This is a genomic window from Raineyella sp., assembly GCF_034933565.1.
Classification (GTDB): domain Bacteria; phylum Actinomycetota; class Actinomycetes; order Propionibacteriales; family Propionibacteriaceae; genus Raineyella.
On record NZ_JAYFNG010000016.1, the window covers coordinates 35396 to 50349 of the forward strand.

General features: G+C 70.9%; 12 protein-coding genes. 6 read left to right on the plus strand and 6 right to left on the minus strand.

Annotation, left to right across the window (positions count from 1 at the left end):
- Positions 1-26 precede the first annotated feature (26 nt).
- On the minus strand, positions 27-959 hold the full coding sequence (locus tag VB059_RS05700; protein ID WP_323421059.1) for a 5'-3' exonuclease: 933 nt from the start codon (positions 957-959) through the stop codon (positions 27-29).
- 144 nt (positions 960-1103) lie between these two features.
- Between VB059_RS05700 and VB059_RS05705 the strand changes: the two genes are divergently transcribed.
- Both VB059_RS05705 and VB059_RS05710 read left to right on the plus strand, forming a co-directional pair.
- Positions 1104-1706 carry a hotdog domain-containing protein gene (locus VB059_RS05705; RefSeq protein ID WP_323421060.1) on the plus strand — a complete coding sequence of 201 codons (603 nt, stop codon included), beginning with the start codon at positions 1104-1106 and terminating at the stop codon, positions 1704-1706.
- Between the two features lie 53 nt (positions 1707-1759).
- A complete protein-coding gene (locus VB059_RS05710) occupies positions 1760-2575 on the plus strand; it encodes a polyprenol monophosphomannose synthase (protein WP_323421061.1) in 816 nt (271 codons plus the stop codon).
- A gap of 235 nt (positions 2576-2810) precedes the next feature.
- Here the strand turns inward: VB059_RS05710 and VB059_RS05715 are convergent, their stop codons facing one another.
- The 5 genes from VB059_RS05715 to VB059_RS05735 all read right to left on the minus strand — a co-directional run bounded on the left by VB059_RS05715 (position 2811) and on the right by VB059_RS05735 (position 7993).
- Positions 2811-3200, minus strand: a complete 390-nt coding sequence (locus VB059_RS05715; RefSeq protein WP_323421062.1) for an RNA polymerase-binding protein RbpA — start codon at positions 3198-3200, stop codon at positions 2811-2813.
- A 67-nt stretch (positions 3201-3267) separates the two neighbouring features.
- On the minus strand, positions 3268-4641 hold the full coding sequence (locus VB059_RS05720; protein ID WP_323421063.1) for an MFS transporter: 1374 nt from the start codon (positions 4639-4641) through the stop codon (positions 3268-3270).
- Positions 4628-5476, minus strand: a complete 849-nt coding sequence (locus tag VB059_RS05725; protein ID WP_323421064.1) for a glycerophosphodiester phosphodiesterase family protein — start codon at positions 5474-5476, stop codon at positions 4628-4630. The genes VB059_RS05720 and VB059_RS05725 overlap by 14 nt, the downstream gene beginning before the upstream one ends.
- 50 nt (positions 5477-5526) lie before the next feature.
- Positions 5527-6381, minus strand: coding sequence for a pyridoxal kinase PdxY (gene pdxY, locus VB059_RS05730; protein ID WP_323421065.1), 855 nt, complete (start codon positions 6379-6381; stop codon positions 5527-5529).
- 88 nt (positions 6382-6469) lie between these two features.
- Entirely contained in the window at positions 6470-7993 is a 1524-nt protein-coding gene (locus tag VB059_RS05735; RefSeq protein ID WP_323421081.1) for a UDP-N-acetylglucosamine 1-carboxyvinyltransferase, read from the minus strand.
- Between the two features lie 162 nt (positions 7994-8155).
- Here VB059_RS05735 and lpdA point away from each other — a divergent pair, with 162 nt between their 5' ends.
- The 4 genes from lpdA (at position 8156) to VB059_RS05755 (ending at position 14915) form a co-directional block, all read left to right on the plus strand.
- Positions 8156-9562 (plus strand): dihydrolipoyl dehydrogenase, encoded by a 1407-nt coding sequence (gene lpdA / locus VB059_RS05740; protein WP_323421066.1) that lies wholly within the window; start codon positions 8156-8158, stop codon positions 9560-9562.
- A 320-nt stretch (positions 9563-9882) separates the two neighbouring features.
- A complete protein-coding gene (locus VB059_RS05745) occupies positions 9883-11982 on the plus strand; it encodes a hypothetical protein (protein WP_323421067.1) in 2100 nt (699 codons plus the stop codon).
- Between the two features lie 4 nt (positions 11983-11986).
- Positions 11987-13555: a GT4 family glycosyltransferase PelF gene (gene pelF, locus VB059_RS05750; protein WP_323421068.1), complete on the plus strand. Its 1569-nt coding sequence runs from the start codon at positions 11987-11989 to the stop codon at positions 13553-13555.
- A gap of 22 nt (positions 13556-13577) precedes the next feature.
- Positions 13578-14915, plus strand: coding sequence for a hypothetical protein (locus tag VB059_RS05755; protein ID WP_323421069.1), 1338 nt, complete (start codon positions 13578-13580; stop codon positions 14913-14915).
- Positions 14916-14954: the final 39 nt, after the last annotated feature.

Genomic DNA, 14954 nt, shown 5'->3' on the forward strand with positions numbered 1-14954 from the left:
GTCCCACACTTCTCGACCGGGCGGTCTCACAGGCCGAGGGCCTGCAGCAGGCGGGTGGCGGGGGAGCCGAGGCCGTACGTGTCGACCAACCCGTCCCAGCCGGCCCGGTCCGCCACCGCGCGGGGGAGCAGCAGGTCGTCGGGGCCGACCCCGAGCGGCAGGTCGCGTCGGATCCTGATCACCTGCGGGGCGATGTCCAGATAGTCCGCCCCGGCCCGGATCGCCTCGGCCTGGCGTGCGGTGAGGCCGCCCTTCTCGACCGCCCCGTCGGCTGCCGCCCGCCGGACGCCCGCGAGGTCGCCGTAGCGGTCCAGCAGCCGCGCGGCCGTCCTGTCACCGATCCCGGGGACGCCGGGGATGCCGTCCGAGCTGTCACCTCGCAGGCTGGCCAGCTCCACGTACGAGGCCGGTCCGACGCCGTACGTCTCGCGGGTCTGCGCCTCGTGGATCTCCCGCCACCCGGGGGTCCGGCCCACCGGGGTGAGCAGCCCGACCCCGGCGGCGTCGTCGACGAGCTGGGTGAAGTCGCGGTCCCCGCTCGCCACCGTCACCGCGCCGACACCGGCGAAGAGCGCCGCCAGGGTGCCGATCACGTCGTCCGCCTCCGCGCCGGCGGCGCCGAGCACCGGCAGACCCAGCGCGGTCAGCAGCCGGTGGATCACCGGGATCTGCACCACCAGGTCCGCCGGGATCTCCTCGGAGTGCCCGTCCGCGGCGACGCGATGGGCCTTGTACGAGGCCAGCAGATCGACCCGCCACTGCGGTCGCCAGTCCTGGTCCCAGGCACAGGCCAGATGCGTGGGACGTCGTTCCTCCAGCAGCCGGGTGAGGGCGTCCAGGGTTCCGCGCAGGGCGTTGACCGGCTCCCCGGCCGGACCACGCAGCCTCGAGGGGACTCCGTGGAAGGCGCGGAAGAACAGGTAGGAGGTGTCGACGACGAGCAGCTGCGGCGTGACCATGGGCTCATCCTGCCGCCCCGTCGGGGCGCCCGCCACTGCTGCGGGCAACCCTCGGCACCCGAGGCAGAGCCCTGCCCGCACCCCGGAGCGGCCTCCCGGAGAGCCGAGCCGAAGCCGCGGGTGGTGACCGGTTATCGTGTAGCCATGAGCGATCCCCGCATCGGCCTCACCGTCACGCATCGTCGGTACGTCGGCCACAACCACACCCATTACTCGGGCAGCCAGGTCGATCATTCGTACACGATGTCGCTGCTGTCCGATGCGGCCACCGAGGTGTGCATCCGCACCGACTCCGATGAGGGTGCCATCGTGGCGTACGACGAGATCGACTTCCTCGCCCCGATCTACGCGGGCGACGTGCTGGAGGTCGAGGCGTTCGTCGTGGGGGTGGGCAGCACGAGCCGGGAGCTGGGCATGGAGGCCCGGGTGATCTGCCGCGAGGCCCAGCGCCTCGACAGCAACCCGAGGCTGGCCCCCACCGCCTCGTACGTCCTCGAGCAGCCCCTCGTGGTCGCCCGGGCGACGGCGACGGTGGTCGTGGCGAACCCACTGCCGGAGCCCCCCACGCCGTGGGGCACCCAGGTCGCCGATGTCCCCGACCGTCCGGAGCGGGACCCGAAGGCGGGGCTGAAGGATCTCCAGGAGACCTGGCTGCGGTGGACCCGGGACGCTCGCGAGCAGATCGAGAAGCGCGCCGCGGACCTGCGAAGCCGTTCCCAGGCCCCGGCGGACCACAGCGAGGAATGACGCCCGGCCCACGGCGAGGGACACCCGACCACAGCGAGGAATGACACACGACAATGACTGAACCCACCACCCGGACCCTGACCGTCCAGAAGACCCCGGAGGGGTCGGACCGTCGGGTCCTGGTCTGCATCCCCACCTACAACGAGGCCCAGAACATCGAATCGATCGTCGGCCGGCTGCGCTCCGCCGTCCCGTCGGCCGAGGTGCTCGTGGTGGACGACAACTCCCCGGACGGCACCGGCGACATCGCCGATCGTCTGGCGGGTGCGGACAGCCGGATCCATGTGCTGCACCGCCAGGGCAAGGAGGGGCTCGCCGCGGCGTACGTCGCGGCGTTCCGGTGGGGGCTCGAGCAGGGCTTCGACGTGCTGGTGGAGATGGACGCCGACGGCTCGCACCGGCCCGAGGAACTGCCGCGGCTGCTGGAGGCGCTGGATCACGCCGACATGGTCAAGGGATCGCGCTGGGTGCCGGGTGGGTCGGTCATCAACTGGCCGAAGTCGCGTGAGTACCTGTCGCGGGCGGGCAACCTCTACACCCGGATCCTGCTGGGTGTCCGGGTCAGGGACATCACCGGCGGCTACAACGTCTTCCGGGCCCAGACGCTGCGGGACATCGGCCTGGACAACATCGCCGCGGCCGGCTACTTCTTCCAGACCGACATGACGATCAACACGATCGAGGCGGGCCACTCCGTCGTCGAGGTGCCGATCACGTTCGAGGAGCGCCGGTTCGGCGAGTCCAAGCTGGACAAGAGCATCTTCTTCGAGTCGCTCGCCCGCACCACGGCCTGGGGTCTGAAGCGTCGCGGCGCCCAGCTGCGCCGGCTGACCGGCAAGGGCCACCGGGGCGTCACCCCCACCGTCTGAGCCCTGCAGCCTGAACCCGGACCGGCTGAATCCTGCAGCCTGAAGTCCACCGGCCGGGCCTCGCCGACAGCCTCTCGGCTACCGCCGACCGGATCGCCGGGCACCGACCGGATCGCCGGACGCATCAGGGCCCCCGGACCGCGACGGTCCGGGGGCCCTGATGCGTCCTGGTGCTGATGCCGATCGAGGAGCCCGACCGACCGATGGGTCCGCCCGGCCGGGCGGGCCGATCGGATCAGCGGCGCTTCTTCGACGGTGGCGTCGTCCGGCGCATGTACTCGTCGGTGCTGATGGCACCGCTCGTCCGGACCTCCTCGAGACGCTCCGAGAGGAGCTCCTCCAGATCGGCCAGCGAACGACGTTCCAGCAGCATGTCCCAGTGGGTGCGCGGCGGCTTGCCCTCCTTCACCTCGGGCTCGACGCCGTCCGACCGCTTCGCCTCCTGGCCGCAGCGCGGACACTCCCACACCGTCGGCAGATCGGCCTCCTCGGCGAAGGTCATCTCGAAATGGTGTCCCTGGGGGCAGTCGAAGCCCACTTCCTGGCGCGGTGCGAAATCCACACCCACCTCGTCCTCGAAACTCTTGGATCCGAGACCGGAACCTCGCAGAGAACGATCAGCCATCTGCTACCTCCTAGGATTGCTGGTCGACCGGTCAACGCCGGCGCGACCCGGACTGTTCCCGGCCGGCCTACCGGTCGACGTCCAGAGTAGCCGTCCGGGCCAAGACCGCGCCCGACCTTCCCTGGGCCGCCGGGACCTGCAGCAGCAGGAGCGCCCCGGCGACGAGGATCAGGACGATCGCCACGATACCCCAGCGGTCCTGGTGGGTGAGCCCGGCGAACAGTCCGAACAGGGCGGGGGAGAGGAAGGACACCGCACGTCCCGAGGTGGTGTAGAGGCCGAACATCTGGCCCTGGCGTTCCAGCGGCGCCATCCGCGCCATCATCGAGCGCGACGAGGACTGGGCCGGCCCGACGAACAGGCACAGCGCGAGTCCGAACACCCAGAACAGCCCCAGGCTGTGGACGAACAGCAGCGTCGTCGCCGCGCCGATCAGGCCGATGATGGAGCCGAGGATCACCGGGCGGGCGCCGTACCGGTCCTCCAGCAGACCCCCGGCGCCGGCCCCGGCGGCGGCGACGATGTTGGCCGCCACGCCGAAGATCAGCACGGCGCTGGGCGCCATCCCGTAGACGCTGACGGCGAGCACGGCCCCGAAGGTGAACACCGCGGCCAGCCCGTCCCGGTAGATCGCCGAGGCGACCAGGAACCGGACCGCGTCCGGGTCGTCGCGCCACAGCTCGCGGACGTCACCGACGAGCCGGCGGTACGCGGCCACCGGACCCGTACGGCCCCGCCGTGCCCCGCCGGCCGGGTCAGGCACCTCCGGATCGGGCACCGCGATGAACACCGGGACGGCGAAGACGAGGTACCACGCGGCGACGACCAGGCAGACGATCCGGACACCCAGGCCATCGGTCGAGGGCACCCCGAACCAGTTGCCCTCGGCGATGATGCCGAAGTAGGCCACCAGCAGCAGGAAGATGCTGCCGGTGTAGCCCATCGCCCAGCCCAGGCCGGACACCCGGCCCATGTCGTCGTCCTCGGAGACCTGCTTCAGCATCGCGTAGTACGACACGTTGCTGAACTCGGCCGCCACCGTGCCGACGCCCAGCAGCACCAGGCCACCGACCAGGTAGGCGGGTGCCGGGCGGATGGCGTACATGGCCGCCGTCGCGGCGATGACGACCGCGGTCCACAGCGCGAGGCTACGGCGCCGACCGCCGCCGTCGGCCTGCTGGCCCATGATCGGGGCGGTGACGGCGATCACCGCCCCGGCGATGGCGGTGGAGATGCTCAGCGCGGTCGCCCCGCTGACCGCACCGTCCCGGGCGGCCACCGTCCCGGTGAGGTAGGTCGCGAAGACGAAGGTGACGATCACCGAGTGGAAGGCCGACGAGCCCCAGTCGTACGACACCCACGACCAGATCCGGGCGCGCCGCCCGAAGCGGTGGGGCCGAGGGCGCCCCGCACCCACGATCCCCATCTCAGTCCCGGCCATACCAGAGTCCCCGCTCCACCAGGACGTCCTTGAGGACGTCGATCCGATCGCTGACCAGTCCGTCGACACCCAGATCGATGAGCTCGGTCATCTGCACCGGGTCGTCGACCGTCCACACGTGCACCTTCTTGCCCGCCGCATGGGCGGCCGCCACGAACCCCGCAGTGACCACCCGGCCCTCGTCGCCACGGATGTCCGGCCCGGCCAGCGCCCGCAGTCCGGCGGGCAGGGAGGCCACCGCGGACGGCAGCTTCGTCCAGTGCGGCACCTGCAGCACGTTGCCGTCGGCCGACAGCAGGCGGGGGAGCACCGGGACCAGCCGGGTCCAGGCGATCCCGGCCGGGCTGACCGAGGTGGAGACCTGGGCGCCGGCCAGCCGACGGAACTCATGCAGCCTGGCGGCGGAGAACGAGGCGACGTTCACCCGCCGCTGGGCCCGGTGCCGGTTGAGCACCTCGAGCAGCGGTGCCACCGTGCCGTCCGCCTTGAGATCGATGTTGAAGAAGGTGTCCGGGAACGCCTCGAACACCTCGTCGAGGGTCGGGACGGGCTCCGTCCCGCCGATCCGGGCCCGGGCGACCTCGGTGTGGTCGAGCTCGGCGATCACCCCGGTGCGGTCCGTCACCCGGTCGAGGCGGTCGTCGTGGAAGGCCACCAGGACCCCGTCCCGGGTGGCGTGCACGTCGGTCTCGATGTGGGTGTAGCCGAGGGCGACGGCCCGGCCGAAGGCGTACAGGCTGTTCTCCCGGCCGACGTTCGGGGCGTACATGGAGCCCCCGCGGTGTGCCAGGGCGAGGAACGGCGGAGAGAAGAACGGGAGATCGGAGACGGACATGGCGCCATCCCAGCAGAGGCAGGTGACCAACGGGTGACGCCGCGCCCCGGTCAGCGGACCCGCTCGGCGGTGAAGGTCCGGGTCGGGGCGACGAACTCCTCCTGCCCCGCGACCAGCGCCAGCTCCCGGCGGCCGAGCTCCAGGGTACGGGCCAGCAGGCCGAACATCGACGCAGCGGTGTTCTCCACCGCGGTGCGGGCCGAGCCGGTGGCGAGCAGGTGGGCCAGGAAGAGCGCCGAGGTGACGTCACCGGACCCGACGAAGTAGGCCTCCAGCTTCGGGGTGGTGACCAGATGCGCGCCGGCGTCATCGACCGCGAGCAGCTGCACCGTCGCCGGGTCGGTGTCGGCGCTCACCACCGAGGTGACCAGCACGGTGCGCGGGCCCCGGGAGCGCAGCTCATCGGTGGCCTCGAGGATCTCCTCGAGCGACTGCGTCCGGCGGCCGACCAGGTGATCCAGCTCGAAGTGGTTGGGCGTCAGCACCTGGGCCATCGGCACCACCCGGTCACGGAACATCGGCGGCACATCGTCGCGGACGAAGAACCCTCGCCCGACGTCGCCCATCACCGGGTCGCAGCACCAGATCGCCTCCGGGTTGCGCTCCCGCAGCAGCTCCGCCGCCGCCAGCACCGTCCCACCGGTGTCGCCGTTGCCCAGGTAGCCGGACAGCAGCGCGTCGCAGCCGGCCAGGGCGCCCCGGTCGTCGATGCCCCGGACCACCTCGAGGACGTCGGCCGGATCGAGCAACGGGCCGCGCCAGGCGCCGTACCCGGTGTGGTTGGAGAAGTGGACGGTGAGCACCGGAAGGACCTCGATGCCCATCCGCATCAACGGGAAGGCGGCAGCACTGTTGCCGGCGTGGCCGTAGGCGACGGAGGACTGGATGGACAGGATCGAGGTCATGGGCTCCATGCTGCCGCATCGGCCGGCGGGTCCGTTCCCCGCGACAGCATGCGACCGGGAGCAGTGGTGCGGGGACGTACGTCCGGGTCTAGCCGGTGGTCACCCGGACGTTGGCACCGAGTGCGTTCAGCCGGTTCGGCAGGTCCTCGTAACCGCGGTTGATCACGTACACGTCGCGCAGCACCGACTCGCCCTTGGCACCGAGCATCGCCAGCAACAGGCAGACGCCCGGCCGCAGCGCCGGGGGACAGGTCACCTCGCGGCCGCGCCACTTCGTCGGCCCGTTGACGATCAGCCGGTGCGGGTCGAGCAGCTGGATGTTGCCGCCGATCTTGGCCAGGTCGAGCAGGTGGATCGCCCGGTTCTCGTACACCCAGTCGTGGATCAGCGTCTGCCCCTGGGCCTCGGCCGCGATCACGGCGAAGAACGGCAGGTTGTCGATGTTGAGGCCCGGGAAGGGCATCGGGTGGATCTTGTCCATCGGCGCCTTGAGCGTCGAGGGCCGGACAGTGATGTCGACCAGTCGGGTGCGGCCGTTGTCGGCCATGTACTCGTCGGTGACGGTGAAGTCGAGGCCCATCTCCTCCAGGATCGCCAGCTCGATCTCGAGGAACTCGATCGGGGCGCGCTGGATGGTCAGCTCGGACTTCGTCACGATCGCGGCGGTGATCAGGCTCATCGCCTCAATCGGGTCCTCCGAGGGGAAGTACTCCACGTCGGCGTTGATCTCGGTGACGCCGCGGACGACCAGAGTGGTGGTGCCGACGCCGTCGATCCGTACGCCCAGCTTCTGCAGGAAGAAGCAGAGATCCTGGACCATGTAGTTCGGTGAGGCGTTGCGGATGGTCACCGGGCCGGGGACCATGGCCGCGGCCATCAGGGCGTTCTCGGTGACGGTGTCGCCGCGCTCGGTCAGCACCACGGCCCGCTCCGGGGCGTGCACGTCACCGGCGGTGCAGCGATAGAAGCCCTCGGTGGCGAGCACATCGAGACCGAAGTGGCGCAGCACCTGCAGGTGCGGCTCGATGGTGCGCGCACCCAGATCACAGCCGCCGGCGTACGGCACCCGGAAGTCGGTGTAGAAGTGCATCAGCGGCGCGAAGAACATGATGATGGAGCGGGTCCGGCGGGCGGCGGCGACGTCCATCGAGTCGAGGTCGAGCTCCGCGGGGCGGATCAGCTCGAGGTCGGTGTCGTTGATCCAGGAGATCCGGTAGCCGATGCTGATCAGCACCTCGCAGATCCGGTTGACCTCCTCGATCTTGGCGATCTTGCGCAGGACGGTGCGGCCGCGGTTGAGCAGCGAGGCGCACAGCAGCGCGACCGCCGCGTTCTTCGAGGAGCGTACGTCGATCGCTCCGCTCAGCTGCCGGCCGCCCTCGATGGTGAGGTGCATCGGCGTCGGTCGGGTCGGGTGCATCGGCTGCGGGGCGGCCTCGGTCGCTTCCGCACCGGGGCCCGCCTCCAGGGCCGCCGCGATCCGGGTGACGAGGTCGATCGACACGTCCACCGCTCCGCTCTCCACCTCTTCGAGGGAGGAGCATTCGGTGTTCAGCTTGGCGGCGAGGTCGGCCACGGACAGGCCCCGCTGCTCGCGGGCGTCGCGGATCATCCTGCCGATCTGCAAGGCGGTGGAGCTAGAAGTCACCGGGCCAGCCTAACCCACGGTCCCCGGACACCCTCCGGAGCCGGGTGTTCCGCCAGGTGCACTGACCGGGGTCCGTCCACGTCGTCGCGACGACAGGAGGGGGCGTCGCTGGTTAAGGTTGAGGCCATGACCGCACACTTTGACGTCGTTGTCCTGGGCGCCGGGCCCGGTGGGTACGTGGCGGCGATCCGCGCCGCCCAGCTGGGCCTGAAGACCGCCGTTGTCGAGAAGCAGTGGTGGGGCGGGGTCTGCCTCAACGTGGGCTGCATCCCCACCAAGTCCCTGCTGCGCAATGCCGAGCTCGCCCACATCTTCACCCACGAGCGTGACACCTTCGGGTTCAGCATCGACGGCGAGGTGCGGCTGGACTACGCCAAGGCCTTCACCCGGTCGCGCAAGGTGTCGGACCGGTCGGTGGGCGGTGTCCACTTCCTGATGAAGAAGAACAAGATCCAGGAGCTCAACGGCTGGGGCACCTTCAAGGACGCCCGGACGATCGAGGTGACCAAGGACGACGGCACCGTCGAGACCGTCACCGCCGAGAACGTGATCATCGCCGCCGGCTCGGTCACCCGCATGCTGCCCGGCATGCAGCGCTCGGCCAACGTCCTGACGTACGAGGAGCTGATCCTCTCGGACACGCTGCCGCAGAAGATCATCATCGGCGGCGCCGGCGCCATCGGCACCGAGTTCGCCTATGTCCTCAACGCCTACGGTGTCGACGTCACCATCGTGGAGTACCTGGACCGGATGATCCCGGTCGAGGACGCCGAGCTCAGCAAGGAGCTGCTCAAGGCGTACAAGAAGCTCGGCATCAGGGTCCTCACGAGCACCGCGGTCAAGAACGTGGAGGACACCGGCGCCGGGGTCCGGATCACCGTCGAGCCGTCCGCCGGCGGCGAGCAGCAGGTCCTCGAGGCGGACAAGATGCTGTCCGCCTTCGGCTTCGCCCCCCGCACCCAGGGCTACGGCCTGGAGAACACCGGGGTGGCGCTCACCCAGCGTGGCGCCATCGAGATCGACGACTACATGCGCACCAACGTCCCCGGCGTCTACGCCATCGGTGACGTCACCGCCAAGCTGATGCTCGCCCACACCGCCGAGGCGATGGGCGTGGTCGCCGCCGAGACCATCGCCGGTGCCGAGACCATGCCGATCAACTACGACATGATCCCGCACGCCACGTACTGCCAGCCCCAGATCGCCGCCTTCGGCTACACCGAGGAGAAGGCCAAGGAGCTCGGCTACAACGTCAAGGTGGCGAAGTTCCCGTTCTCCGCCAACGCCAAGGCGAACGGCCTCAACGAGGGGGTCGGCTTCGTCAAGATCGTCGCCGACGCCACGTACGGCGAGATCCTCGGTGCCCACATGATCGGCCCGGAGGTCACCGAGCTGCTCCCCGAGCTCGTCCTCGCCCAGACCTGGGATCTGACCGCCGAGGAGATCGGCCGTACGGTCCACGCCCACCCGACCCTGTCCGAGGCGATCAAGGAGGCGGCCGAGGGCATCGGCGGTCACATGATCAACCTCTGACGAGAGGTCCCCGACCCGCTCGACCGGTCCCCGGACACCTACTACTACGGTGTCCGGGGATTCTTGCTGTGCCCCGCTGCACCGGTGGAGAACGACATCGGCCCGGAAATCAAGTCTTGACACCCCGCAACATTCCGGATTCCCTGTCTGTTAGGGGGGATGGGGAAGTGTTCGCATTACGTCTGTCCGGAAATCGTCAATCAGCACCGACAAATCGATGGCACCCTCGACCGCCGCAACGTTTGCAGATGCGACGTTTGCCGATGCGGCCGTCGCCGGTGCGACCCTCGCATCCGAGGGAGCGCCGGAGGCGATGGAGCATGGTCGTCCTCGCAGTCGCGCTGGTGGCCGGCGGCTGCTCGAGCGGGAGCGCCAGTGGTCCGGCACCGCCGGCCGGACCCGCCCAACTGGCACTGTCACCGCAGGGACCGGCGGAACCGGCCGGCAGCTCCGACGTGGCTCTGCGGGTGCTCCTGCTCGACGACAACACGTCCTGGGCACAGGCCCTGCGGTCCGAGCTGCGCACCGAGGGGATGCCGTACACCCGGATCGACCTGACGGCCGGTGACCGCACCCCGGTCACCCCGGCGCTGCTGGCCGGCCAGGACAGCTCGGGGGCACACGGGCAGTTCTCCGCGATCATCGCTCCACAGGCAAGCTCCACGCTGCTGACGGCGAGCGAGCAGCAGCTGCTGCGCGACTACCAGTCCGCGTTCGGCGTCCGACTGGTGGAGACCGCCACCACCGACGACATCTCCCGCGACGTACCGGTGGCCGACCTCTACCGCGGCCCGATCGACGGCGCCACCGCCACGCTCACCGGTGAGGCCACCGCGGGAGCCTTCTCCTACCTGCGCGGCACCGTACGGATCGACCCGGGACACGACGACACCGAGGCGGCACTCGTCCGTCATCCCAGCGTCGCCAAGGGTGTCCGGTCCACCCCGCTGCTGACCACGCCGATCCCGGGCACCCGGTCGCCGGGCACCCTGATCCGCACCGAGGTCCGCGACGGACGTGAACGGATGCTCTTCTCCTTCAACGGCAATTCCGGTGACGAGGACCAGCGGGTGCTGAGTCACGGGGTGCTGCGCTGGGTCACCCGCGACGTTTCGTTGTCACATTTCCGCAGCTGGTTCTCGGTCCACGCCGATGACGTCCTACTGCCCGATACGCAATGGAGCGTGGAGGGAAAATGCGAGATCGGTCGGAATTGTCCGGCCCAGATTTCCACCTCGGGTCCGGGCGCCACCGTACGCATGGTGCCCGACGACGTCGACGTCCTGGTCGCCTGGCAGCGCGAGCACGGGATCAAGATCGACCTGGTGCTGAACGGCGCCGGGGCGGCCCAGTACGCCCAGAGCCATGGCGGCGCTGACCCGTTGACGGACCGATTGGTCGCCCGCACCGGGGAGCTGCGGTGGATCAACCACACCTTCACCCACGCCTTCCTCGGCTGCCAGCAGATCCTGCTCCCCGACGACTGGAAGTGCGTCGAGACCGATGGCCGGATCGACTGGGTCCCGGCCGACACCCTCTCCCGCGAGATCGTCACCAACCAACGCTTCATGGCGAAGATGGGTCTGCAGCACTACTCGCCGGCGGAGCTGGTCACCGGCGAGCATTCGGGGCTGCGCAAGCCGCCCCAGCAGCCCGAGGACAACCCGGCGCTGGCCGGGGTGCTGACCCGTGCCGGGATCGCCTGGGTCGCCGCCGACGCCTCGGACGAGACCACCCCGCGCCGGATCGGCTCGGCCACCACGCTGCCCCGCAGCCCGATCGACCTCGACTACGACACGCCCACGGCCCGCCAGGTCGTCTCGCTCTACAACTGGAAGAACGACTCCGCGGCGGACGGGGGCTCCGGCCAGTGCCGGACCAGTGGGCAGGAGTGCGTCGCACCGCTGGACCTCGACCATGGCTTCACCAGGACGATCCTGCCGATGGAGGCGGACAAGATCTACCAGCACATGACCGGCGACGATCCCCGACCGCACTTCGTGCACCAGAGCAACCTGACCTCCGAACGGTTGCTCTACCCGATCCTCGAGGAGGCGCTGCGACGCCGGGCCGAGACGTACGCCGACTCCGTCCCGCTCGTCAATCCCTCGATGACCGAGGCCGGCCAGGCCCTCCTCGACCGCCAGAACTGGAAGGACGACCGGGCGGAGGTGAGCGCCTCGGTGTCGGGCCGGCGGGTCCGGCTGACCAACAACGGCGACCTCGCCGTCCGGGTCCCGCTCACCCTCCCCGACGGCGCCGAGCTGGTCTCCCACGAATCCGTCACCGGCCCGTACGGCGAGGCGTACGCCGACCAACGCTCCGGCTGGGTCGAGTTGGCCCCCGGTGCATCCGCAGATTTCCAGACCGCGGCGGCGCAGGGGTTCCCCGGCGCCACCCACTGGCCGAAGGAGGGATGACCCGATGCGTATCGGCCTTTTCACCGAAGGCACCTATCCGGTCACGACGGGCGGCGTCACCCGGTGGTGTGAGCTGCTCATCGGCGGCCTGCCCGAGCACACCTTCGTCCCGGTGACAATCATCGGCTCCGACGAGCAGGTCGTCGTCCGTACCCCTGACAACGTCACCGACATCACCCTGGTGCCGATGTGGGGGCGGACCCGTCCGGCCCTGGTGGCGCGACGGCGCCGGGCCCTCGAGGACCTGCTGGGCGAGATCTGGTCCGCCGCCCTACCGGCCGCCGAGGACCGCGATTCGGACGTCGAACGATTCGGCCGGGCGGCCCGTGAGCTCACCGCCTGGCACGGTCCCCGGCTGTCCCGGCTGCTCGCCACCGAAGGCTCCGTCCGCGCGTTGCTGGCCGCCTGGCGGGCCCAGCGCCGGGTCCGCCCGACGCTGCCGCCGCTGACGCTCGCCGACGCGGTCCGGGCCAGTGCCCACGTCGACCGGGTGCTGGCCCTGGCGGACGTCCGGTTCCCCGATGTCGACGTGAGCCACGTGGGTGCCAACGGGCCCAGCGCACTGCTGGCGCTCGGACGCTGGTGGTCGGCCGGCACCCCGATCCTGCTGACCGAGCACGGCATCTACCTGCGCGAACGCTACCTGGCGATGACCCGTACGGACCTCGGCTGGCCGGCCCGCCGGGCGGTCGGCGCCTTCCTGCGTGTACTCAGCCAGCTGGCCTACCAGGAGGCGATCCGGATCACCCCGGTGAGCGACTTCAACCAGCGCTGGGAGCGGCTCCTGGGGGCCGACCCGGACAAGATCGAGACGATCCACAACGGCGTCGAGACCGATCTGTTCCGGCCGATCGACACCGAGCCGGCGGTGCCCACCATCTCGTTCGTCGGCCGGATCGACCCGTTGAAGGACCTGGCCACCCTGGTCTCCGCGGTCGACATCGTCCGCCGACAGGTGCCGGACGTACGCCTGCGGGTGTTCGGCCCGACCCCGGAGGGCAACGAGGCCTACCGCGACGAGCTCACCGGGCAGGTGGCCGGCCTCGGCCTGACCGAGGTGATCAGCTTCGAGGGTGCCGTCAGCTCTGCGCTCCCCGCCCTCGAGGCGGGGCACGTGGTCGCCCTGTCGAGCATCTCCGAGGGGCTGCCCTACACGGTCATCGAGGCGATGATGGCCGGCCGCGCCACGGTCAACACCGATGTCGGCGGTGTCGCCGAGGTGGTCGGCGATGACGGTGTCTGCGGCGCCCTGGTCCCACCGCGGGACCCGGAGGCGCTGGCCACGGCACTGGCCGAGTTGCTCACCGACGACGACGCGCGCCGGGAGATGGGCCGGCGGGCCCGGCAGCGGGCGCTGGCGATGTTCAACCTGGACCTGTTCACCCAGCGGTACCAGCAGGCCTATCTGACCGTCCGCGACGCGGCAGGGCCGGTCCCGACGATGGCCGCAGCACGGGGCCGCCGGTCCGCTGCGGTCGCCAGGTCCGGTGTGCCGGTCGGTGCCGCCGCGGGGCCACCCGGCCGCCCGGCCGCCACCGGGCAGGACGCCCTGGCGGTCGAGCGGCGGGCCTGATGACGGTCGGGAGGAAAGGCTGATGACGGTGGACACGGGAGCAGCGCCGGCCGAGGGGGCCGCAGAACGCTCCGGGGCCGGGCGCCGACCGGTGCCGGAGGACGCGGCGCGGATCGGGGTCGATCTGTGGGACGTGACGGCGAGGCTGGAGGCATCCGGCTTCTCCGACGCCGCCGCCCGCGCCGCAGGCCACTCCTCGGCGAGCGAGTGGGCGCGGGAACTGATCGCCGACCGGGCGCGCTCCGGCCCGCTCGACCGGCAGACCCGGGTCGAGCCTCGCGGGCACCTGCTGACCGCCGCGCTCGGCCGGGCGATCGTGATGCTGGCCGGGGTGGTGATCTGTGCGTCGACGATGCCGCGGCGCTCCACCGAGGTGGTGGTGTTCGCCGTGGCGGCCATCGGGTGGATGACCGCCCAGGTGGTCAGTGCCGCGCTGTGGCACGGCCTGGGTCGCGGGTCACGCGGTGAGGCGGTCCGCGGCGCGATGGTGGTCGCGGGTCTGATGGTGCTGGTCGGGGTCGGGATGTGGATCGCCGTGGGGCAGCCCACGGTGCTGATCTGGGTCCTGTGGGCGTCCAGCGCGCCGTTGCTGGTGACCCTGCGCCCCGGGTGGTCGCTGGTCGCCTGGACCGGCCTCGCCGGTGGGCTGTGTGCACTGGCGTGGCTCTTCGGCGAGGCCTGGCAGACGCTGGCGGTGGCCGGGGCCGCCACCACGCTCGCCGCGGTGTCGGCCGGCTCGGTGGCCGGGGCGGCGATGCGCGACGCCCGCCCGGGGATCGTCCGGGGCACGACGGCGGCGGTGGTGATGGCGGCGATCCAGACGGCCGCCCACCTCGCCCTGCTGTTGGCGGTCTTCCTGCGGGTCGGTCCGGGCGCCTTCGCCGCCGTCGCGCTGGCCGGGCTCGCCGCGGGCGTGCTGGCCGATCCACTGTTCGCGCTGGCCCGGATGGGGGGTGGCTGGGTCGGTGGACGATTCACCAGCTGGATCTTCGGGCGCAGCCTGGCGGCCTCCGCCGGTCCGCCGCTGCTGGCCACGCTCTGCGCCGTGGCGCTCGGGGTCGCCCTGGTCGTCCTGGCCGACCCGTACCGGATCTACCTGGACGAGCCGTTGGTCCTCACCGCCGCCGTCGGCACGGCAGCGATCGTCGCCACGATCAACGCCTTGCTGCGGACCGGGTCTGCGTTCGGGGCGATGTTCTACACGGTCGTGGTCTGCACCGTGGGGATCGTGGCGCTGACCTACCGCCTGCCCACCGAGGATGCCTGGCAGTCGGCCCCCTTCGAGCTGGCGACCGCGGCGATGGTCACCCTGGCGGCGATCATCGTGACGCATCGGCTGTCCCGGCCCCAGGCCTGGTGAACCCGACATGCCTGGTGAACCGATGGGGCCGGTGGACCG

Coding starts and splice junctions, on each gene's coding strand:
- VB059_RS05755 (WP_323421069.1), top strand. CDS start 13,578: ATGACGGTGGACACGGGAGCAGCGCCGGCCGAGGGGGCCGCAGAACGC.
- VB059_RS05715 (WP_323421062.1), bottom strand. CDS start 3,200: ATGGCTGATCGTTCTCTGCGAGGTTCCGGTCTCGGATCCAAGAGTTTC.
- VB059_RS05700 (WP_323421059.1), bottom strand. CDS start 959: ATGGTCACGCCGCAGCTGCTCGTCGTCGACACCTCCTACCTGTTCTTC.
- VB059_RS05710 (WP_323421061.1), top strand. CDS start 1,760: ATGACTGAACCCACCACCCGGACCCTGACCGTCCAGAAGACCCCGGAG.
- VB059_RS05745 (WP_323421067.1), top strand. CDS start 9,883: ATGGTCGTCCTCGCAGTCGCGCTGGTGGCCGGCGGCTGCTCGAGCGGG.
- VB059_RS05725 (WP_323421064.1), bottom strand. CDS start 5,476: ATGTCCGTCTCCGATCTCCCGTTCTTCTCTCCGCCGTTCCTCGCCCTG.
- lpdA (WP_323421066.1), top strand. CDS start 8,156: ATGACCGCACACTTTGACGTCGTTGTCCTGGGCGCCGGGCCCGGTGGG.
- VB059_RS05705 (WP_323421060.1), top strand. CDS start 1,104: ATGAGCGATCCCCGCATCGGCCTCACCGTCACGCATCGTCGGTACGTC.
- VB059_RS05720 (WP_323421063.1), bottom strand. CDS start 4,641: ATGGCCGGGACTGAGATGGGGATCGTGGGTGCGGGGCGCCCTCGGCCC.
- pelF (WP_323421068.1), top strand. CDS start 11,987: ATGCGTATCGGCCTTTTCACCGAAGGCACCTATCCGGTCACGACGGGC.
- pdxY (WP_323421065.1), bottom strand. CDS start 6,381: ATGACCTCGATCCTGTCCATCCAGTCCTCCGTCGCCTACGGCCACGCC.
- VB059_RS05735 (WP_323421081.1), bottom strand. CDS start 7,993: ATGATCCGCGACGCCCGCGAGCAGCGGGGCCTGTCCGTGGCCGACCTC.